Below are 21,152 nucleotides of genomic sequence, written 5' to 3'. Positions count from 1 at the left end.
TTACTAAAGGGGAAAATTGATATGTATATTATAATTATGGGTGGAGGTCGTGTAGGACTTAATCTTGCAAACCTATTAATTGAAGACGGCCATGACATTACATTAATCGAAAGTGACGAATCATTATGTTCAGAAGTAGCAGCTGAACTTGATGCACTTGTAATATGTGGAAATGGAACTAGTTCAAAATTATTAGAAGAAACAAACATTGAAGATGCAGATTTCTTCATAGCAACAACTGGAAATGATGAAGCAAACTTATTATCATGTATCCTAGTTAAAAAATACAATGTCCCAACAATCATCGCAAGAGTAAGTAATCCTGACCATGAAGAAGCATTTATGGAAGTTGGAATAGACAATGTAATTAGTCCAGAAGTTACTGCAGCAGGACTTTTAGAAAAACTTGTTACAAGACCAAATGTTGCAGATTTAATTACACTTGGTGAAGGAGATGCTGAAATCTTTGATATGACCATAACCAACGATAAAGTTATTGGAAAAAAAATAGGTGAAATATCTCCAACAAAAGATTATATTATAATAGCTACCTATCAAAAAGGTAAATTAGTGATTCCCCAAATAGATAGTGTTATAAGCCGTGGAGAAAAAGTTACAGTTCTTGTAAAAAGAGGAGCATTTAAAAAAGTAGCTAAAAAATTAGAAAAATAGTTTAAAAATGAGAATAAGACATTTCAATACTCATTTTCCCATTATTTTCAACCATTCCATGACCCGGATAAATTGTTTTAACATCTAATTTTTTTAATTTTTCCACAGAATTTTTTAAATCAGAAAAACTACCTCCAATATCTGTTCGACCAATACCTCCTTGACCAAACACAGTATCTCCACTGATTAAATTTTCACCATCCCATAAACATATTGCACCTTTAGAATGTCCTGGAGTGTGAATAACTTCAAAATCTTTTATTTTATCCCCATCTTTCAGTTCAATATCCACTTTATGGCATTTAATTTTATGTCCAAAATGACTAGCTACTGTATCCGGATTATCCTCATCTCTTAAAGCTTTTGCATCAATTTCATGAATAGCTATTTTAGCATTAGGAAAAAAACAATTACCATTAACATGATCAAAATGGCAATGAGTATTAACAATTAACTTAATATCTTCAGGATCAACACCATTTTCTTTAAGTTTAGAAAAAAGGTATTCTTTATTATCTCCAGCTCCAGTATCAACCAACATATCATCTATTAAATAACAGTTAGAATCTAAATTAAAACCTGGAATCCATATAATATCTTTAGAATTCATAAAAATAGTATTGTAATTATAATATTTAAAAATAGTTTTTTATAAAAATGGGGTCACAGGGATTTGAACCCCGATCCTGGGATGTCTCTTGCCTCAGTACTCCAATTGATCATCACAACGGATACTGTTCAGTTACGCGTATATTTTCTTCAAAGACAACTGGAGTCCCAGATGATGCCAGGTTACACTATAACCCCAACAGATATGTTATAATAACATACTATTATTAATATGATTTAATTAGTATATAAATGTTATCATTAAATGAAGGAATACTTCATAAGTCTTGTTATTATATTTTAAAATCCATGACTCTTAACTCCACAAAAGTTCAGGAAATATTCTAAAATTTCATTTGCCTGTCAATACCAGTGATTTCATCGATTTCTAAAGCATGTTCTAAAGCAAAATCTTTTTCAATTTTATAATTATTACTTTTAGTACGTTCAGTATTTTCAGGTTCTAAAAATAACCATTTAGTATATTTAAATTTAATTCCAATATACGGTTTAGCTCCAAACTTCTCAGAAAATTCACATAAAGCATCAATTTGAGGATAATCAATGTAAATTTTATCTTTGGTTGTTGTTTTAACCTCAATAGCTAAATATAATTTACCATTTCCAGCTACAACATCAGGCAAAGGCTTTTTAGTTGCTCCTCCAGAAGCAGGAGCCCTCATAGCTGCAAAATCTCTTTCCCAAAGTTTATGTACTAAATCTCTTTCTTCAGCAGATCCTTTTTTAGCCATAAAAATAATCTCATAAAAATAGTTTTAATCATGGGGCCGGGGCCGAGATTTGAACCCGAGTCACAGGATCCACAGTCCCGTAGGATGACCGCCTACCCTACCCCGGCATAATATAAATAAATAAAAAAATTGTTAAAATGCGGGAGCAGGGATTCGAACCCTGGTAGACCTGCGTCAACAGGTCCTAAGCCTGTCCCCTTTGGCCTCTCGGGCACCCCCGCTTATATAAAAGAAAGGATACATAGAAACCATTAAAAATCTTAACAAATTTTTTAAAATGCTCCGGCCGGGATTCGAACCCGAGTCTTCGGCTCGAAAGGCCGAAATGATTGGCCGGACTACACCACCGGAGCATACAGATATAATTTAATTGAAATGGGCCCAATGGGGTTCGAACCCATGGCCTTCCGGTTATGAGCCGGACGCTCTACCTGGCTAAGCTATGGGCCCAAAAGCGCCATCGACAGGGCTCGAACCTGTGACCAATCGGTTAACAGCCGAACGCTCTACCTACTGAGCTACGATGGCATATGATACCCATCATCTTAACCAAATACATACCCATTCAAATCAAAAGACTTCAAACAGTATTAATTAGTTTGAATTTAATACTATATAAATGTTTTGATTAAATTACATCTAAACAAAATTAGAAGTAAACTATACTATAGTTTAGATGAACTAGTATATAACTTTAACTATTAATACTAAAACAAACAAAAAACAATAATGATTAAAATGGATTTAGAGATGTTTGATTTAATTAAAAAAGCAAATGAAACAACATTAAAGAAACACGGAAATAAAATAAGTTTAGAAAGAGCTATATTCTTATCATGGTGGTGTGATAAAGGAGACTGTGCCTTTTGTTACATGTCTACCCAAAAAGATAAAATTAAAAACCCTTCTAAAGCTAGACGTAACATACATAACATATATGCTGAAGCAGAGATGTGTAAACGTTTAGATTGGAATATTGAATTCCTTTCAGGAGGTTATGAGTCATTTACAACCCTAGAAATCAAAGAAATAGCAACAACCATAAAAAACATTACTGGAGACAGTGTTTGGCTAAATACAGGAATTACAGATGAGCTTGAGGAATATGGTGATGAAGTAAAAGGAATTACTGGAGCTGTTGAAGTAGCCAATCCAAAATTACATCAGAAAATATGTCCAAGTAAATCATTAGATAAAATAAGTAATATGTTAGATGTAGCTGGAGATTTAGGTTTTCAAAAAGCAATTACTGTAATCTTAGGTCTTGGTGAAACATTAGACGATATAGATTATTTAATAGATTATATTAAAGATCATAAAATTGACCGTGTAATATTTTATTCATTAAACCCTCATAAAGAAACTGTATATGCCAATAGCTCACAGCCTGCCTCTCTTTACTATGCTCAGGTAGTATCTAAAATAAGATTAACATTTCCAGATATTACTATAATATGTGGAACATGGATTGACAATCTAGCCAATATTGGAATTCTCATATTAAGTGGAACTAATGGAATAACCAAATTCCCACTATTTAAAATGTTTGGAACAAAATATGGAAAAAGAGTAGAAGAAGAAGTTAAATGGTCTGGACGCCAACTTAAAGGAACTTTTACAGATAAAAATAAACTAGGAAATCCAAAAAGTGAAATTAATCCAGAGCTAGATAAATTTATTAAAAGATATATAAAAGAATCTTTAAAAAACAAATATTAAATTTCAATTGAGTTGGATTTTGTTTTAAATGATTTACCCTCAATTAAATAAGTTAAATTAACCCCATTGAAAACGAATTTATCTGGAAGAATTGCATCTTCACCAAAATCCATTTTTAAACTTTCTTCACTAGGAAGTTCAACATCAAAAATAATTGATTTAACCTCACCATCTTCAATACTCCCAAAATCATGAGTATTAATTTGAGATAAAGCCAATACATTTTCTATTAAATTTCCACTATTATTTTCAACTTTCCACTCAATATTTACCTTATTATCATCATCTTTAGATACTAATTTTTGAGTAAATAAAACACTGGTTGTCATAAAAATCACAAATATTTATTAATCTATTACTATAAATACTTACATAATATAAATCTATTTTGATTTTCCAAAAAAATTGGAGGAATTATTATTAGTGTCAATATGATGTGTGGACTTGAAATCCACGTACAATTAGAAACTGAATCAAAATTATTTTGTGATTGTCCAACAAACTATAAAGAAGCACCAGCAAACTCCAACATTTGTCCAGTTTGTTTAAACCAACCAGGTGCTAAACCACATCCAACAAATGAAAAAGCAATTGAAAATGCATTAATGATTTCTTTAATGCTTAATTGTAAAATCGATAAAGGTTTTACTTATTTCATGAGAAAACATTATGATTATCCGGATTTACCTTCCGGATATCAAAGAACTTCAGTACCAATAGGTTATGAAGGAGAATTAAATGGAGTTAGAATTAGAGAAATCCACATGGAAGAAGATCCAGGACAATATAAACCAGACAGAGGTACTGTTGACTTCAACCGTTCTGGAATTCCATTAATCGAGATTGTTACAGAACCAGATATAAAATCTCCAGAAGAAGCAAGGACTTTCTTAAAAGAACTTATTCGTGTATTACAATACAGCGGAGGAGCTCGTGGAGAAGGTACTATGAGAGCTGATGTAAACATTTCTATTGAAGGTGGAAACAGAGTAGAAATGAAAAACATCAATTCCATTAAAGGAGCTTACAAAGCATTGAAATTTGAACTTGTTAGACAAAAAAACCTTATGAAAAGAGGTGTTGAAATCAAACAAGAAACTCGTGCATACTTAGAATCTCAAATGATTACAGTAGGTATGAGATTAAAAGAAGATGCTGATGATTACAGATTCATTCCAGATCCAGATTTACCACCAATGGAAATTTCAGATTCACAAATTGACAGTGTTTTAGAAACAATGCCTGAAGCACCTCACAACAAAGTAAAAAGATTTACTGAAGAATATGGAATTGATTCAGAATCTGCAAAAGTATTGACTTCAGAACTTGATTTAGCAATAGCTTATGAAGAAGTAGCTAAACAAGTAGATTCCAAATTTGCTGCAATGTGGATGAGAGATGAACTTAAAAGAGTATTATCTTATAATAAACTTGATTTTGCAGATAGTGGCATATTAGTTGATGATATTGTAGAACTCTTAACTATGTTGCAAAATAAAGAAATAACAACCAAAGCAGGTCAAAGAATCATAGAACATATGCCAAATAATAAACAAACTCCAAAAGCAATAGCTGAAGAGTTAGGTTTACTTGGTGTTGTAAAAGATGATGAAGTAATAGCTGCTGTAAAACAAGCTATTGAAGAAAATCCTAAAGCTGTAAATGATTATTTAGAAGGACAAAAATCTTCACTTAACTTCCTTGTTGGTCAAGTTATGAGATTAACCAGAGGAAAAGCAGATCCGGGAGAAACTGTTAAAATCTTAAAAGAAAACATAGAATAAAATGGAGGCAAACTATGACTAAAAGCAAGTCATTAGTTAAAGATTATATGACTAAAAATGTTGTTACAGTTTCACCAGAAACTACAACAGAAGAAGTTATAAAATTAATGAAAAAAAGTGATCATAATAGCTACCCAGTAGTTGAAAACAACAAATTAGTAGGTATGGTAACTGCTTTTGATATTGTAGTTAAAGACTGGGCAGACAAAGTCTCAGAGATTATGAGTACTAAATTAGTAGTAGCTAATGAAAACTTAAGTATAAATGATGCTTCCAGAGTTATGTTTAGAAGAGGCATATCCCGAATGCCAGTTATTAATGAACAAGGAGAAATAGTTGGAATAATTACAAACACAGATATGGTGCGTTCACATATTGAACGTTCCACCCCAAACAAAGTAGATTACTTTAAAAATACCATGGATCAATTATATGGTATTAAAAGTACATTGAAACATATGGAAGTTGATACTGATAAAATAAGACCAACTCAAGATAGAGTTTATGCAGATGAACTTGAAGGCAGAAGCTATGAACTCAAAATGGGGTTAGCTGAACCTGCAATTGTTGTTAAAACTGGAGATAGATGGATTTTAGTAGATGGACATCACAGAACAGTAGCTGCAAAACAATTAGGATGTAAAACAATTGATGCATACGTCATTGATTTAGGAAAAGATATTCATTTAGGATTAGAAAAAACTGCAGATAAAGCAGGAATCAAAACATTTGACGATATTGAAATTATTGATGATGATAAACATCCATTAATAGCTATTACAGAAAGTATACAAGAAAATGAAAAAAGTGATTAGATGGCATCAGATGAAATTATTAGAGAAGTTTATAAAGTTTTAGAAGAAAGAAGAGACAATCCAATTGATTCATATACTTCCAAAATAATGCAAGATAGTGATAAAAAAGCAGAGGACAAAATACTTGAAAAAGTAGCTGAAGAATGTGGTGAAGTATTACTTGCTGCTAAAAATGATGAAAACTTAGTTTATGAATCTGTTGACTTAATCTTCCACACATTACTCATTCTTGTTTACAAAGGAATAGAAATAGATGAAGTATTTGAAGAATTTGCACGTAGAAGACATTAAACTTATAATTTAAGTTCCATATTGTGCATTCCTCTTTCAAAACTTCCTATTTTAACTCTTTTTTTATTAAATTCTTTAAATCCAATTCGTTCATATAAAGATTTAGCACCATTATTTCTAAAATCTGCATCAAGAGTTACTCTTTTTAAATTATTTTTTTTAGCATAACTAATAACATCATCTAAAACTTTACTTCCAAGCCCTTTTCCTCTTTGAGACTCATCAATAGCTAATTCTGCAACATGAAAATCTCCTTTTTCAACATCACACAATACAAAATAATCTAAAATATCTACAATAAGTAGTTTTAAACTAACTGTTTTTAAACTATGGTAAAATGCAGGTTTTTTAGAAATCCAAAATATCAATAATCCAATAATATTATTATCTTCATCTAAAATAACTTTCGTATCATCAAAAGAATCTTCTTTTCTTAACTGTTTTTCAATAGTTGAAATAGCTTTATCACTATTTTTAAAGAGCATGTCAAATGTTCGAAAATCAACATCATAAATTAACTTAGCTACTTTTCTCACATCATGTTTAACTGGATTAAATGTTTCATAAATCAAATTATCTACCTTTTAATTATTGTCAGTGCAAATACTCCTGCACCGAACCCATTATCAATATTTACAACAGCTATCCCCGGAGCACATGACTGAAGCATTGCATTTAAAGCAACTTTTCCTCCTTCACCTACACCATAACCAATTGATGTTGGCACCCCAATAACTGGAATATCAACTAAACCAGCTACAACTGAAGGTAGAGCACCTTCCATTCCTGCACAAACAATTAATACTTCTACACCTTCTTTAATCATGTGTGCTATCTGAGGGAATAATCTATGAATTCCAGCTACTCCAATATCATATGAAGTAATAGCTTCACAACCACCTTCTTCAACAATTATTCTTGCTTCTTCTGCAATATTAATATCTGATGTTCCAGCAGTTATAATACCAACTTTACCTAATGTTTTAGGAATTTCCTTGTTTTTAATAACTAAAATCTGAGCTCTTTTATTATAATCAAATTTAAATCCAGTTAAATCTAAATCATCAACTAATTTTCCATATCTTTCACAAGATAATTTAGTTATAATTAGATTTTCAGGATTGTCTGAATTAAAATATTCCTGAACTATTAACAAAAGATCATCATAATCCTTACTTGGAGAAAAAACTGCTTCTGGAAAACCTGTCCTTGAAGAACGTGACTTATCAAATTTAGCAACTTCATCAAATTCTAAAATAGTATCTGCTTTTAAAAGTCTTTCACATTCTTCAAGACTAATTTCTTCTTTGATTAATTTTTCAAGAATTTCTCTCATATTATCATAACTATTTTATACAATAATTATATTTAAATATATATTGACTATGATAGCAAAAAAGATTTTAACTCAAGGAATTGTTCAGGGAGTAGGATTTAGACCTTACATTTATAGACTTGCAAAAGACTTAGATTTAAAAGGTTATGTTAGGAATCTGGGAAATGTGGTTGAAATTATCCTTGAGGGTGACAATATTAATTTATTTATTGATAGGTTGCCAAAAGAATTACCTCCAATAGCTAAAATAGAATCTATGAAAATAGAAGACATTCCAAATAAACATTATACTGATTTTACAATAATGGAAAGTTCTGATGAATTTTCAGGAGTATCTGTAATACCTCCAGACATAGCTATCTGTGATAAATGTCTTGATGAAATTAGAAATCCTACCAATAGACGTTATAAATATCCATTTAATGCTTGTACGGATTGTGGACCTAGGTTTACAGTTATTAATGAAGTTCCATATGATAGAATTAGAACATCAATGGAAGACTTTCCATTATGTGATAAATGTCTTGAAGAGTATAGAGAACCTTTAAACAGACGTTATCATGGGGAAGCTATTTGTTGTGGTGATTGTGGGCCTGAAATGAAAATATATAAAGGTTTAACTGAAATTACCACCAGAAATCCAATTAAAATAGGTGCAGGTAAATTAAAAGAAGGAAAAATATTAGCTATCAAGGGGATTGGAGGAACACATTTAGTAGTTGATGCATATAATGATAAAGCTATTAAAAAATTAAGAAAACGTTTAAATCGTGAAAATCAAGCTTTTGCAGTTATGAGTAAAGATTTAGATACTGTTAAAAATTATGCTAAATTAAGTGATAATGAAGTAGCTACAATCACATCTAACAAAAGACCCATTGTAGTTTTAAAGAAAAATAAAAATTATAATTTTCCAGAATCTTTAGCTCCAGGATTACATAATATTGGAGTTATGTTACCTTACTCCCCAATGCATTATCTGCTTTTTGATGAAGGCAATATTGATACTTATGTAATGACTTCAGCAAATACTCCAGGAGAACCTATGATGATTACAAATGAAGAAATATTAAATTTAAACAATATTTCAGATTACTCATTAATTCATAATCGCAGAATATTAAACAGATGTGATGACTCAGTTATCAGATTTAGAAATGGTAATCTTTCATTTATTCGCAGATCCAGAGGTTATACTCCAGAACCTTACAAAATCAATTATGAAGTAAATGATTTGAATGTGCTTTCATTAGGTCCTGAACTTGATGTGACTTTTGCAATAGCTAAAGATAACATGGTTTATCCTTCACAGCATATTGGAAATACAAATAAAATAAAAACTTTAGATTTCATGAAAGAAGCTATTGAAAATATGGAAAGAATCACTAAAATAAATGACTTTGACATGATTGCATGTGATTTACATCCACATTTCTTTACAACAAAACTAGCTCATGAATTTAGTGACAAATTTGACTGTGATGTAGTAGGTGTGCAGCATCATCATGCACATAGTGTTGCATTAGCTAATGATTATGGTCTTGATGAAATGATTGTAATTGCAGCAGACGGTGTGGGTTATGGAAGTGATGGTACAAGCTGGGGAGGAGAAATATTATACACCAACATTAATAATTTTGAAAGATTAGGTCATTTACAGCCACATAAAATGCCTGGTGGAGATATAGCAACAAAATATCCTATCAGAATGCTTTTAAGTATTATCGATGATGACGAGTTAATCAAAAACTATGTTAATTATTTCAAATATGGTGAAATTGAAATTAAAAACATTTATAAACAAATAGAAAAAGGAATTAATGTTGGTTTAACAACAAGTACTGGAAGAGTTTTAGATTCAATATCTGCTGCTTTAGAAATATGTAATGAACGAACATATGAAGGAGAATGTTCAATGAAATTAGAATCTGTTGCATATTACTCTAAAAATGACTTGGAAATTCCATTTGAAATTAAAAACAACATATTAAACACTCGTGAAATCCTTCGTGAAGTTGTTAGATTATATCAAAAAGGAGAAAATAAGTCAGATATTGCAAATGCAGCTCAAAAGACACTGGCTAGTGGACTTTCACAATTAGCTATTGAAAATGCAGATAAAAAAGGAGTTAATGTTATTGGAGCTACAGGTGGAGTATTCTACAATGAAGCAATAACAGATACATGTAAACATTACATTGAAGAAAATGGATACCAATTTATCCAACATAAAAATACTTGTGCTGGAGATGGTTCTGTTTCATTAGGTCAAGCCATTGTAGCTAAAACAAAAAAAGAATAAAAAAAAAGAATAGATACAAACAATAGCCAAGTTATTTGTTTTTAAGAGTTCTTTCTAAGATATATTCTGCTCTATCTTTAAGATTTTCATATAATCTTATTTGATTCATAAGTTCTGAAATAGCTTCTGTTTGACCATTATCAATTCTTTTTTCGATATCCAATAATTTAGACCATTCATCACCAGATGGCAATTGTGGAGTATTTAATATATCCTCATTAAAGTTTACATTAAATGTATTCTTATTAATAGTAATATGAATATTAACTTCATGATCCAAATCATAATATTTACGCGGTCTACCTCTAAGAATCTTTTTATATGAAGAACTTAATATTCCAATGTTTTCCATTGCTCTTAAGTGTTCTATAATCGCTTTTTGACCTATGTTAAGTTCATTAGAAATTTCACTTACAAACATAGGTTCTTCCCTTAAAAGATTTATAATATCTCTTCTTGTTTTACAACCCATTACGTCAAGTATATCCTCTTTATCAATTTCATAATCTGGATTTCCATAATCACCATTGATTTCAATGATAGATACTGAATTAGAGTAAGGACTACTTTTTTTAGAATTCCTTTTATTTTTTTCAATTTCGTTTGTATCTTCCATAAATATAAATTATACCGAAACCTTTATATAACTTTTTGTTACTATAATAAAATACGAGAAAGATAACTTTTTGTTACTTTAATATTTGGTGCAAAAAACTCTTAATAATAATCCTTGTTTTTTGAACCATTTTCCTATATGTCCATAAATTCCAAAATATCCGAATATTAAGTGCAAAAAATAAGAATTCTCTATACAAGGGTTATTATAGAGTTTTTAAAAATTCGAAAAGGTGAATGAATGGCTAATGATAACAAAGAAAGTAAGAAAAACGAAGAAACTAAAACTCTTCAAGAAAAATATGATGAACTTCTTGAAGAATTAGATTCAAAAAATGAAGAATTAGCTAAATTAAATGAAGACCTTGAAAAACAAAGCGAAGAAACTCAAGAGTATATTTCATTATCTCAAAGACTTCAAGCTGATTTCGAAAACTTCAAAAAAATTAATGAAAAACAAAATAAAGATATCATCAAATTTGCCAATGAAAATCTCATTAAAAATATTTTAGATAGTTATGAAGATTTAGAAAGAGCACTTGAAAATTCTAAAACTGAAAAAGAATTAAGAGATGGTGTTGAATTAATATACTCTAAAATAAAAGATATTTTAACTAAAGAAGGTTTAGAAGAAATTCCTGCTAAAGGAGAGAAATTTGATCCATTTAAACATGAAGCACTAATGGTTGCAAAAGATGAAAATGTAGAAAATGGATATATTATTGATGAATTGATGAAAGGATATACCTTAAAAGGTAAAGTTATCAAATACTCTAAAGTTAGAGTTTGTAAAAAATAATGTTTATTAAATTATATTATACAATCAAAATAAAGGTGATTAATTATGTCTGATACTAAAAAAGAAAAAATTATAGGTATTGATTTAGGAACAAGTAACTCTGCAGCATCTGTACTTGTTGGAGGTAAACCAACTGTTGTACCATCTGCAGAAGGTGCAAGTCAATATGGTAAAGCATTCCCAAGTTATGTTGCATTCACTGAAGATGGACAAATGTTAGTAGGAGAACCAGCTAGAAGACAAGCAGTAACTAACCCTGAAAATACCATCAGTGCAATTAAAAGAAGTATGGGTACTGATTATAAAGTTACTATTCACGGTAAAAAATATTCCCCACAAGAAATCTCTGCATTTATCTTACAAAAAATTAAAAAAGATGCAGAATCATTCTTAGGAGAACCTGTAGAAAAAGCAGTTATTACTGTACCTGCTTACTTTGACGACAACCAAAGGACTGCAACAAAAGATGCAGGAACTATTGCAGGTTTAGATGTAGTAAGACTTGTAAATGAACCTACTGCAGCTAGTTTAGCATATGGTATTGATAAACAAGAAGAGGATGATGTAAACATTATGGTATACGATTTAGGTGGAGGTACCTTAGATGTAACCATCATGGAATTCGGTGGAGGAATATTTGAAGTAAAATCCACTAGTGGAGACACCCAATTAGGTGGTACCGATATGGATAATGTTCTTTTAAAATATTTATCTGATGAATTCGAAAAAGAAAATGGCATTAACCTTATGGAAGATGATCAAGCTGTACAAAGATTAAGAGAAGCAGCTGAAAAAGCAAAAATCGAATTATCAACCACTTTAACCACTGAAGTAAACTTACCATTTATTACAATGGGTAAAGATGGATCTCCTAAAAACTTAATCATATCTCTTACAAGAGCTAAATTAGAAGAATTAGTAGATAGTATTGTTAAAAAATCTGGTAAACCAATGCAACAAGCATTAGATGATGCTAAAATGAGCAAATCAGATATTGATAAAATCATCCTTGTTGGTGGACCTACCAGAATGCCAATTGTACAAAAGTATGTAGAAAAATTCATTGGTAAAACTATTGAACGTGGTATTGACCCAATGGAATGTGTATCCATGGGAGCAGCTATCCAAGGAGGAGTTTTAGCTGGGGAAATTAAAGACTTAGTTCTTTTAGATGTAACTCCATTATCTTTAGGTATTGAAACCTTAGGTGGAGTATCAACCACATTAATCGAAAGAAACACAACAATTCCTACTAAAAAAAGTCAAATCTTTTCTACAGCTGCTGATAACCAACCATCTGTAGATATTAATGTTCTCCAAGGAGAAAGAAAAATGGCTGCAGACAACACTTCACTTGGAAGATTCCAACTTGTAGGAATCCCACCTGCACCAAGAGGAGTTCCTCAAATTGAAGTTACCTTTGATATTGATGCAAATGGTATAATTAATGTATCTGCAAAAGATAAAGGTACTGGTAAAGAACAAGCAATTACAATTACTTCCTCAACTAAATTATCTGATGAAGAAATCGAACAAAAAATCAAAGAAGCAGAAATGAATGCTGAAGCAGATAAACAAAAACAAGAAGAAATTGAAGTAAGAAACAATGCAGATTCTTTAATTTACACATCTGAAAAAGCTTTAGATGAATTAAAAGACAAAGTATCAGATGATGAAAAAGAAAAAGTTAATGGTCTTGTTGAAGAATTAAGAGAACTTGTAGCTGGTGACGATATTGCAGCTATTAAAGAAAAATCTGATGAATTATCCGAAGTAGTTCAAGGAATTAGTGCAAAAATCTACCAAGAAGCACAACAACAAGCACAAGCACAACAACAAGCTAATCCAAATGCAGGTGCTCAAGATAATTCAAAAGATGATGACGACGGAACAATTGACGCAGATTACGAAGTAAAAGATGATTAGATTAAATAATATATGTTTTATTATTTCTAAGTAGGTTACAAAATCAGAATCAAAATAAACTAACAATGAAATATAAAACAAATTATTTATTCTATTTTTTATTTTTTTAAATACTTAAAAAGGTGACTAAATGGCAGAAAAGCGAGATTATTATGATGTTCTAGGAGTAGATAAAAATGCTTCAGAAAAGGACATTAAAAAAGCTTATCGTAAACTAGCTATGAAATACCATCCAGACGTAAGTGAGGAAGAAGGAGCTGAAGAAAAATTTAAAGAAGTAAGTGAAGCTTATGCCGTCTTATCTGATGATGAAAAACGTCAAAGATATGATCAATTTGGTCATGCTGGTATGGATGGATTTAGTGCAGAAGACTTCTACCAAAATGTAAACTTCGAAGATATCTTCCAAGGTTTTGACATAGGCAATATATTTGACATGTTTGGATTTGGAGGTGGCGGTCAACGTGGACGTGGAGGTCCAAGTGGCCCTCAAAGAGGATCAGACATATATACTGAAGTTAAAATAACTTTAGAAGAAGCTTACAGTGGTGCAGAAAAAGAAGTAAAAATACGCAGAAGCAAAATCTGTCCAACATGTAACGGAAGTAAATCAAAACCAGGTGTTGAACCAAAAACTTGTCCAACATGTAACGGAACAGGACAAATAAAACAAGTAAGCAACACAATACTTGGTCAAATGATGAATGTAAGACCATGTAGAGAATGTGGTGGTACCGGTAAAATAATTACTGACCCATGTGAAGAATGTCATGGAAAAGGTAACATAAGAGAAAGTAAAACCATAAAAATTGAAATTCCTGCAGGTGTTGATGAAGGAGACCGTTTAAGAGTATCTGGTGAAGGTAACTGTGGAGACCAACCAGGATATGAAGGAGATCTTATAGCTAGTGTCCACATTAAAAGAAACAAAGAGTTCCAACGTGAAGGAGACCACCTTTACTACGAACAGCAAATTAGTTTCCCACAAGCAGCATTAGGAGATGTAATCCAGATACCAACTATTGAAGGTAAAAAGGTTGAGTTTAAAGTAACTCCAGGAACTCAAAGCGGAACGGTATTCAAACTTAAAGATCAAGGAATGACTTCAGTAAGACATAAAGGTAGGGGAAATCTTTATGTAACTGTAAAAGTTGTTGTTCCTAAAAAATTAAACAATAAACAGAAAAAATTATTAAAAGAATTCGACGAAGTAAGTGGAAATGAAATCCACCATGTTGAAAAAGGACTTTTTGACAAAGTCAAAGAAGTCATCAATAGTTAGTTAAATAATTTTAACTAATTATTCCCTCTCTTTTTTCTCATGAAAATTATTAAAAATATCCCAAAGTAAATAGTAATTTATTCTTCTTTTTTAAAAATTTAGATTAAACTTTTAATTAAAATCATACTTACTCTAAAAAATAAGATATATGAGTTAAGTAATCTACATGTAAAAATAAAAAAAGTTAAGAGAATATTTAAATTCCCTTAAATAATAGTAATTTTATTTCCAACTTGGAAGTCATTCCAGATTGAAGTAATGACGTATTCACCTGCAATTAAATTAATGTTTAAACTTGCAATACCATTAGCATCAGATACTTTATGGTAGAATACACCATTTACGTTGAATGTTACATTTTGATTAGCTAAAGGCTTACCTTGACCATCAACTGTTTTTGCAGTGAATTTACTGCCATCACGGAACTTCATAGAGAGATCCTTGGTTTCAAGAGTTGGTAAAACATTAACATTATTACCCATCTCTAATCCATCATACATAGTAGTAATAGTATAGTTTCCTGGTCTTAAGTTAATAGCTAAGCTAACTACACCTTTATCATTAGTAGTACGTTTATAGAACACACCATTAATGTTAAATGTAACTTCTTTGTTAACTGCAAGACTACCATCTTTGTTGTAAATAGTTGCTTCGAATTTAGAAGCATTCTGGAAGTACTTAGTTAAATCACCAGCTTCAATTAAACTTCTAACAGTAATATTGAAACCTTGTTCTTCACTGTTAACTGGGTTAATTGCAGTTAAAATGTATTTTCCAGGTCTTAAGTTAATTGCTAATCTTGCAACACCATCTTTATTGGTTTCACGAGTATAAAATACACCATTGATATTAAATGTAACATTAGTGTTAGATAACAAGTTTCCATTTTTGTCGAAGAATTTAGCAAAGAACTGAGTTCCATTCTGATACATTTTAATAATATCTACTGATTCAATAGTAGATCTAATAATTACAGTAGTGTTTTTAGCTACTTTACCATATTTATCAGTGCCATTGAATAAAACAGAAGCATTATAAATTCCTGCTTTTAAGTTTAAAGCCATAGAAGCACTACCATTAACATCAGTAATTCTAGCATATGTTACACCATTAATTACAAAGTAAATAGTAGCATTAGCTATTGGATTACCTTTATAATCAGTTAAAACAGCAACTAATCTAGTACCATCGTGGTAAAACATTACAATATTATTTACATCAATATTTACGTTTTTATTAATTTCTACTGTTAAATTAGTGTTGATTACTTGTTTTTCATAGTTTTTATCACCAGAATAAACAATATTGACATTGTAAAATCCGTCAGTTAAATCTTTTAAAGTTAAACTAGCCGATCCATTAACTAAAGCAACATTATAATTCTTATTATTAACACTTATTGTTATGTTTCCTGTTGCATCATTAGAGCCTGCAACGTTGATTATTACATCTTCACCTGCAACACCAGCAGATATATTAACTTTCATATTATTCTTAGCTTTGTTAATTATTAAAGATGATGAATTAGTAGTTTCAGATATTACTTTATCCCCACTTATGGAATAGTCTAAAGTGTAATTTCCAGGAGCTAATTGCTCAATCACGAAACTAGCAACACCATTCTCATCAGTGACAACATGATAAACCTTACCATTTACTCTCAAAGTCACATTAACATTAACTAAAGAATTACCTAAATCATCCCTCAATGTCGCATTAACAATTATAATCTCATTATAATCCATAACAACATCATTAACTTCAATAATAGCTTTTCCTAAATAAGCACTACCACTTAAAGTTACACTTTGACCATCAACAGTAGCTATAATAGTATAATCACCCTCATTAGCTTCAAAACCAGAAATAATAATATTTGTAATTGTACCATTAACCATACTCAAAGTACCGTTAACCATAGACATATTAAAATTACGTGCAGGTAAGCTACCAGTATAATCAGTTAAATTAGTTCCATTAAATACTTTAAATGCTAAAATAACCTCTTGAATTAAACCTGTTTTATTAGTAACATCTAAAGTTAAAACCAACCAGGTATTTGGAGTAGCATTAACTTTACTTACTTCATTTATAGATGGGTTCATTCCATTCACATATCTAATAACTGCTTCATAATAAGTTCCATTATTATTTCCCCACCAGTTATTATCTAAACTAATATTTAAATTAACATTAGCAACTTTACCAACTTTAGTTTCACCGAGAATAACAGAATTTTTAATAGTTAAAGAATCTCCAGCACCTGCAGTAATTACATCTACTAAATAATCAACATTATCAAAAATACATCCATCAAATATCCTTGTAGAGTTTATTTTAAGATAATATACATTTACAGATTTTAAATTAGCAAATGTAGAATTATATACATGAATATCTTTAGGAGTCTGGGATCTACCACCAGTTTCAACCCAACTGTTGAATCCACCAAAGACATAAGATCCAGAAGTAGTTGATCCGTTTCCATCAACAGTTACATTAATAAATATAACTTTTTCAGAACTTCCAATACCTAAACAGGTAACAGATCTATCTCCTTGATAAAGATTATCAGAACCAACAATATCCACTGGTGTCCTACCAGTTAATAAAATTTTAGTATTTTCAAGAGTGATATTTCCAACTTGACCTAAATTATAAGAAGCTATAACTCTTAAATCCATATTTAAACCAGGAGCAGAGATACTATCAATAATTTGAGAATTATTCATGTATAAATTACCTTGGTTTGCAATAGTTGAAGCTCTGGTTGCATGGTTTGCTTCAAAAGTAGTATTATCAATTCTTAAAGTACCACCATTATATATAGCTCCACCAGCAATTGCATTTTGACGTTTATCTGCATTTGCATAACCATTATTGAAGAAATATGAGTTTTTAATAGTTAAAATACCATCAGAGTAAATTGCTCCACCTAAATTACCTTTTCCATTAATAAATTCAACTGTATCAATAAGTACATGAACATTTTCTTCAATATATAACATAGAGTTTAAATAATCTCCAACTCTATCAATAGTCATATTAGCTATTTTAAGAGAACTTTTACCTTGTAATGCTTTAATAAAGTATTTAGCAGTAGCATCAGATATTATAGTTTTGTTTTCACCAGCACCAATAATTGAAATATCAATATTTACTTGAATATCCAAGTTAACATTAAGATTACCAGAATAGTTACCTTCCAACACATTAACAATAACAGTTCTAGATTTAGATTGAGCATATTCTAATGCTGCTCTAATTGATTTAAACGGTTTAGCTAAAGATCCATCTGCAGTACTATCATTACCTTTAGCATCAGATACATAAACAGTTATACTATCTAATATTCCACTAATAGCAACAGTAATAGTTCCATTTTTATATATGTAATTTTTACCATTTGCATTATAAGTTCCGCTTAAACTGTATTTACCATCTTCAAATCCAACATAATTATAAGTAGCTACACCATTAATTACATCACTAATTCCTGCATATTTACCACCAATAAAGAATGTAACTGTATTTCCACTAATAACTGCTCCACTAGCATGAGTTACTGATGCAGATAATTTATCTGCTAAAGCAGTGACATGTAAATCATTGAAAGTAATTGTAAGTCCAGTTACATTTGCAATACCTTCATTAGCAACAGGTGTTGAGATATATATATCTTTACCTTCAGGAGCATTATTATTTTCAAATGAAGAATCATCAGAAATAGTTAAATCTTGAATATTATTGTTTTTACCATTTGTTACAGGAACTAAGTAAATAGCTCCACCAATATCAGCATGATTATCTTTAAAAGTAACTTTATTAAATGTAGCGCCAGAAACAGCAGCTGCTCCACCTTTAGCTCCAGTATTGTTTATAAATTTAACATTTTCAAAGATTACAAGAGGGATAAAACTGTTACTACTTCCATAACTATATACTGCACCACCTTCACCAGCAGCACGGTTGTTTATAAAAGTATCATTTATAAATGTTGCTTTTTCACTACCAGATATATAAACAGCTCCACCTTTAGTTCCAGCATGATTTGAATCATAGATATTATTTATACTTATAATATCTTTAGCATAAATAGCTCCACCTTCAGCATTACTGTTTTTAGGATTAGTATTATTTATGAACTTAGAATTAGTAACAGTTAGAGAGTTAGTTCCCCTTATAACTCCACCAAGACTATTACCTACATTATTTGCAAAATAAGAATTATTTATTGTTGCATAACCTAACCACATATTACCATTGTTGTTAATATAAGTTAAATTATTAAAGACTAAATTTGAGTTTTGAGTATCTACATCATAAACTATATTACTAACAGAACTACAATTCATGATAATACAATCATTCATAGTCATTAAAGCACCATAAATAACTCCTCTATTCCAACCAATATTTCCTGCAAGACCATTAGCAAATGTTAAATTAGTCATAGTTACAATCATTTCTTTATTGAAAGAGAAGAAATAATTTTTATTTTGACCATCAATTATAGTGTTACCATGAGTTTCACCAATTAAACTTAAAATAGCTATTCTTTCATATTTTAAGTTAACATTACCTGTACCATTATATGTACCATCCATAATATGAATTGCAATATTTATAGATTTGTCTAAAGCTGCAGTTATTGCATGATCAATAGTATTAAATGGGTTTAATTTACTTCCATCACCAGTAGTATCATTACCTTTTGTAGAAACCCAAAATTCTACTAAAGTTCTATCAATATCAATATCAAGAGTTCCTTTATGATAAGTATTTAAATTACCAGAATATGCACCATCAATAATGTATTTACCATTGTCAAATAACTTAGAGACAGTTATTGATGCAATACCTTTATTTACAGTACTTTCACCTACTTTTTTACCACCCATATTAAATTCCACTTCATAAGGAGAAGATATGATATTTCCCATATCATCAGTTACAGTAGCATTTAAAGTAAAAGTAGTTTTAGTAGTTGATGTATTTGCAAATGTGACAATTGCATTCATAGCCCCATTATTATAAATTAATCCCATGTTAGAAGAAGAATTTATAAATTTATTACCTTTTAATAAATTAACACCCTTAATGTAAATTACACCATATTGAGCCCAATAACCAGTATCAGTATTGGTATTAGTACAATTAATAAATGTATTATATTCAATTTGACCATTACTACTATCAATTTGAAGTGCAGCATCATTATAATTAGCAGAAATATCTTTAAATGTATTTCCAGTTATTTTAGCATTTTTAGAAGAAGAAATATAAACAGATGCTCCACATGAATATCCTGTATTAACAGAGTTAGAAAATGTTGAATTAGTTATAACAACATCCCCATTATTATTATTGAAACATATATCCGGTCCTTGGTTTGAAGCAGTGTTATTTCTAAATATTGAATTTGTTACTTTAAGACTCATTCCTTTAGCAACAATAGTTCCTTGAGAACCAGTAGCATAATTGTTTTCAAATAAACAATTATTAATAGTTAAATTACCACCACAAGTAATCATGCTTCCTGAATTGGATTTACCATTAATAAAAGAAATATTTATTAAAGTTAAAGCAGTATCTCCACTGACAGATTTAATAAATGAACCTACTCCTTCACCATCAATTTTTGTTTTATCAGTTCCTTGACCAATAATAGTTAAAGAACCACCATATTTTCCATGAGCTAAATTAATATTTAACTCAGTATTATTATCTCCTGCGAATGTTCCTTCACTTAAATAAATAATTGTATTGTCAGAAGCATTTGCACTTGAAATACCTTTATTTATTGTAGCATAAGGACTTTTTTGACTACCAGCACCTGAATCATCACCAGTAGTATTCACATAAATTTCATTAGTATTTGCGACATTTCCTTCGGCAGTAATGATATCTGAATCTGAAAATGTAGTATACAAACCACTGAAATCAGGATTTGTAATAATATTACTAGAAGAGATATCACCTACTTCCAAATCTTCAGAAGCACTAACAGCTCCTAAAGCCAAAGTAGCTAGTAAAAAAATACTAACTAAAATTAATTTATTTAATTTCATTGAAAAATTCACCAAATTAACATGTACTTATTACATCTGAAAAATTATCAAATGTAACATAATAGTTTATGTTTAAAAATATATTTAAAATTTATCAAATAAATTTTATAAAAAAGAAAGATAAGAGAATGTTAAACTCCCTTAAACAAATGAAATTTACTTTTAATTTGAATTATAGA

Annotated in this window: 16 protein-coding genes and 6 tRNA genes; 9 read left to right on the top strand and 13 right to left on the bottom strand. The window is 30.1% G+C overall.

Translation table 11 applies throughout. The annotated features are described in order from the left end of the window. Window positions 1-21: 21 nt before the first annotated feature. A complete protein-coding gene (locus Q0984_RS00750; protein ID WP_299522073.1) occupies window positions 22-672 on the top strand; it encodes a TrkA family potassium uptake protein in 651 nt (216 codons plus the stop codon). A gap of 1 nt (window position 673) precedes the next feature. Here the strand turns inward: Q0984_RS00750 and Q0984_RS00745 are convergent, their stop codons facing one another. From Q0984_RS00745 to Q0984_RS00710, 8 genes are all read right to left on the bottom strand, one after another. After that, a complete protein-coding gene (locus Q0984_RS00745; RefSeq protein WP_299522070.1) occupies window positions 674-1,282 on the bottom strand; it encodes an MBL fold metallo-hydrolase in 609 nt (202 codons plus the stop codon). A 48-nt stretch (window positions 1,283-1,330) separates the two neighbouring features. Continuing rightward, a tRNA-Trp gene (locus Q0984_RS00740) sits at window positions 1,331-1,479 on the bottom strand. A gap of 146 nt (window positions 1,480-1,625) precedes the next feature. Then, window positions 1,626-2,033, bottom strand: a complete 408-nt coding sequence (gene hjc, locus Q0984_RS00735; RefSeq protein WP_299522067.1) for a Holliday junction resolvase Hjc — start codon at window positions 2,031-2,033, stop codon at window positions 1,626-1,628. 31 nt (window positions 2,034-2,064) lie between these two features. Continuing rightward, window positions 2,065-2,140, bottom strand: a tRNA-His gene (locus tag Q0984_RS00730). A gap of 31 nt (window positions 2,141-2,171) precedes the next feature. Next, window positions 2,172-2,254, bottom strand: a tRNA-Leu gene (locus Q0984_RS00725). A gap of 57 nt (window positions 2,255-2,311) precedes the next feature. Then, window positions 2,312-2,386: transfer RNA gene (locus Q0984_RS00720), tRNA-Glu, on the bottom strand. Between the two features lie 23 nt (window positions 2,387-2,409). Beyond that, window positions 2,410-2,483: transfer RNA gene (locus Q0984_RS00715), tRNA-Ile, on the bottom strand. A gap of 5 nt (window positions 2,484-2,488) precedes the next feature. Beyond that, window positions 2,489-2,561 (bottom strand) — tRNA-Asn (locus tag Q0984_RS00710). Window positions 2,562-2,762: 201 nt separating this feature from the next. Here Q0984_RS00710 and Q0984_RS00705 point away from each other — a divergent pair. Next, window positions 2,763-3,752 (top strand): radical SAM protein, encoded by a 990-nt coding sequence (locus tag Q0984_RS00705; RefSeq protein WP_299522064.1) that lies wholly within the window; start codon window positions 2,763-2,765, stop codon window positions 3,750-3,752. Here Q0984_RS00705 and Q0984_RS00700 read toward each other — a convergent pair. Continuing rightward, window positions 3,749-4,081, bottom strand: coding sequence for a hypothetical protein (locus Q0984_RS00700; RefSeq protein WP_299522061.1), 333 nt, complete (start codon window positions 4,079-4,081; stop codon window positions 3,749-3,751). The two genes, Q0984_RS00705 and Q0984_RS00700, sit on opposite strands and share 4 nt — an antisense overlap. A gap of 102 nt (window positions 4,082-4,183) precedes the next feature. Here Q0984_RS00700 and gatB point away from each other — a divergent pair, with 102 nt between their 5' ends. The 3 genes from gatB to hisE are packed head-to-tail and all read left to right on the top strand — an operon-like array spanning window position 4,184 to window position 6,642. Continuing rightward, window positions 4,184-5,536 (top strand): Asp-tRNA(Asn)/Glu-tRNA(Gln) amidotransferase subunit GatB, encoded by a 1,353-nt coding sequence (gatB, locus tag Q0984_RS00695; protein ID WP_299522058.1) that lies wholly within the window; start codon window positions 4,184-4,186, stop codon window positions 5,534-5,536. A gap of 14 nt (window positions 5,537-5,550) precedes the next feature. Next, entirely contained in the window at window positions 5,551-6,351 is an 801-nt protein-coding gene (locus Q0984_RS00690; RefSeq protein ID WP_299522055.1) for a CBS domain-containing protein, read from the top strand. Beyond that, window positions 6,352-6,642 (top strand): phosphoribosyl-ATP diphosphatase, encoded by a 291-nt coding sequence (gene hisE / locus Q0984_RS00685; RefSeq protein WP_299522052.1) that lies wholly within the window; start codon window positions 6,352-6,354, stop codon window positions 6,640-6,642. Between the two features lie 2 nt (window positions 6,643-6,644). Here the strand turns inward: hisE and Q0984_RS00680 are convergent, their stop codons facing one another. Further along, on the bottom strand, window positions 6,645-7,214 hold the full coding sequence (locus tag Q0984_RS00680) for a GNAT family N-acetyltransferase (RefSeq protein WP_299522048.1): 570 nt from the start codon (window positions 7,212-7,214) through the stop codon (window positions 6,645-6,647). 5 nt (window positions 7,215-7,219) lie between these two features. Further along, window positions 7,220-7,978 carry a nickel pincer cofactor biosynthesis protein LarB gene (gene larB / locus Q0984_RS00675; protein WP_299522045.1) on the bottom strand — a complete coding sequence of 253 codons (759 nt, stop codon included), beginning with the start codon at window positions 7,976-7,978 and terminating at the stop codon, window positions 7,220-7,222. A 49-nt stretch (window positions 7,979-8,027) separates the two neighbouring features. Between larB and hypF the strand changes: the two genes are divergently transcribed. Next, a complete protein-coding gene (gene hypF, locus Q0984_RS00670) occupies window positions 8,028-10,280 on the top strand; it encodes a carbamoyltransferase HypF (RefSeq protein WP_299522042.1) in 2,253 nt (750 codons plus the stop codon). Between the two features lie 31 nt (window positions 10,281-10,311). On the opposite strand, the gene Q0984_RS00665 is transcribed toward hypF, so the two are convergent. Next, entirely contained in the window at window positions 10,312-10,896 is a 585-nt protein-coding gene (locus Q0984_RS00665) for an ArsR family transcriptional regulator (protein WP_299522039.1), read from the bottom strand. Between the two features lie 240 nt (window positions 10,897-11,136). Here Q0984_RS00665 and Q0984_RS00660 point away from each other — a divergent pair, with 240 nt between their 5' ends. The 3 genes from Q0984_RS00660 (at window position 11,137) to dnaJ (ending at window position 14,902) form a co-directional block, all read left to right on the top strand. Beyond that, complete coding sequence (locus Q0984_RS00660) at window positions 11,137-11,694, top strand: nucleotide exchange factor GrpE (protein WP_299522036.1); 558 nt, start codon at window positions 11,137-11,139, stop codon at window positions 11,692-11,694. Window positions 11,695-11,739: 45 nt separating this feature from the next. Then, the gene (dnaK, locus tag Q0984_RS00655; protein WP_299522033.1) at window positions 11,740-13,620 is read left to right on the top strand and encodes a molecular chaperone DnaK; all 1,881 of its coding nucleotides are present in this window, start codon (window positions 11,740-11,742) and stop codon (window positions 13,618-13,620) included. Window positions 13,621-13,750: 130 nt separating this feature from the next. Further along, on the top strand, window positions 13,751-14,902 hold the full coding sequence (dnaJ, locus tag Q0984_RS00650; protein ID WP_299522031.1) for a molecular chaperone DnaJ: 1,152 nt from the start codon (window positions 13,751-13,753) through the stop codon (window positions 14,900-14,902). A gap of 206 nt (window positions 14,903-15,108) precedes the next feature. On the opposite strand, the gene Q0984_RS00645 is transcribed toward dnaJ, so the two are convergent. Next, entirely contained in the window at window positions 15,109-20,973 is a 5,865-nt protein-coding gene (locus tag Q0984_RS00645; RefSeq protein WP_299522028.1) for an S-layer family protein, read from the bottom strand. Between the last annotated feature and the right edge of the window lie 179 nt (window positions 20,974-21,152).

Origin of the sequence: uncultured Methanobrevibacter sp., assembly GCF_934746965.1 — an archaeon.
Taxonomy (GTDB): domain Archaea; phylum Methanobacteriota; class Methanobacteria; order Methanobacteriales; family Methanobacteriaceae; genus Methanocatella.
The sequence above is the reverse complement of the archived record's forward strand: the minus strand, read 5'-3'. Positions and strand labels throughout refer to the sequence as shown.

Excerpts from the sequence above, each read along its gene's own strand:
- Q0984_RS00750 (WP_299522073.1), top strand. The coding sequence starts at position 22 with ATGTATATTATAATTATGGGTGGAGGTCGTGTAGGACTTAATCTTGCA.
- Q0984_RS00745 (WP_299522070.1), bottom strand. The coding sequence starts at position 1,282 with ATGAATTCTAAAGATATTATATGGATTCCAGGTTTTAATTTAGATTCT.
- hjc (WP_299522067.1), bottom strand. The coding sequence starts at position 2,033 with ATGGCTAAAAAAGGATCTGCTGAAGAAAGAGATTTAGTACATAAACTT.
- Q0984_RS00705 (WP_299522064.1), top strand. The coding sequence starts at position 2,763 with ATGATTAAAATGGATTTAGAGATGTTTGATTTAATTAAAAAAGCAAAT.
- Q0984_RS00700 (WP_299522061.1), bottom strand. The coding sequence starts at position 4,081 with ATGACAACCAGTGTTTTATTTACTCAAAAATTAGTATCTAAAGATGAT.
- gatB (WP_299522058.1), top strand. The coding sequence starts at position 4,184 with ATGATGTGTGGACTTGAAATCCACGTACAATTAGAAACTGAATCAAAA.
- Q0984_RS00690 (WP_299522055.1), top strand. The coding sequence starts at position 5,551 with ATGACTAAAAGCAAGTCATTAGTTAAAGATTATATGACTAAAAATGTT.
- hisE (WP_299522052.1), top strand. The coding sequence starts at position 6,352 with ATGGCATCAGATGAAATTATTAGAGAAGTTTATAAAGTTTTAGAAGAA.
- larB (WP_299522045.1), bottom strand. The coding sequence starts at position 7,978 with ATGAGAGAAATTCTTGAAAAATTAATCAAAGAAGAAATTAGTCTTGAA.
- hypF (WP_299522042.1), top strand. The coding sequence starts at position 8,028 with ATGATAGCAAAAAAGATTTTAACTCAAGGAATTGTTCAGGGAGTAGGA.
- Q0984_RS00665 (WP_299522039.1), bottom strand. The coding sequence starts at position 10,896 with ATGGAAGATACAAACGAAATTGAAAAAAATAAAAGGAATTCTAAAAAA.
- Q0984_RS00660 (WP_299522036.1), top strand. The coding sequence starts at position 11,137 with ATGGCTAATGATAACAAAGAAAGTAAGAAAAACGAAGAAACTAAAACT.
- dnaK (WP_299522033.1), top strand. The coding sequence starts at position 11,740 with ATGTCTGATACTAAAAAAGAAAAAATTATAGGTATTGATTTAGGAACA.
- dnaJ (WP_299522031.1), top strand. The coding sequence starts at position 13,751 with ATGGCAGAAAAGCGAGATTATTATGATGTTCTAGGAGTAGATAAAAAT.
- Q0984_RS00645 (WP_299522028.1), bottom strand. The coding sequence starts at position 20,973 with ATGAAATTAAATAAATTAATTTTAGTTAGTATTTTTTTACTAGCTACT.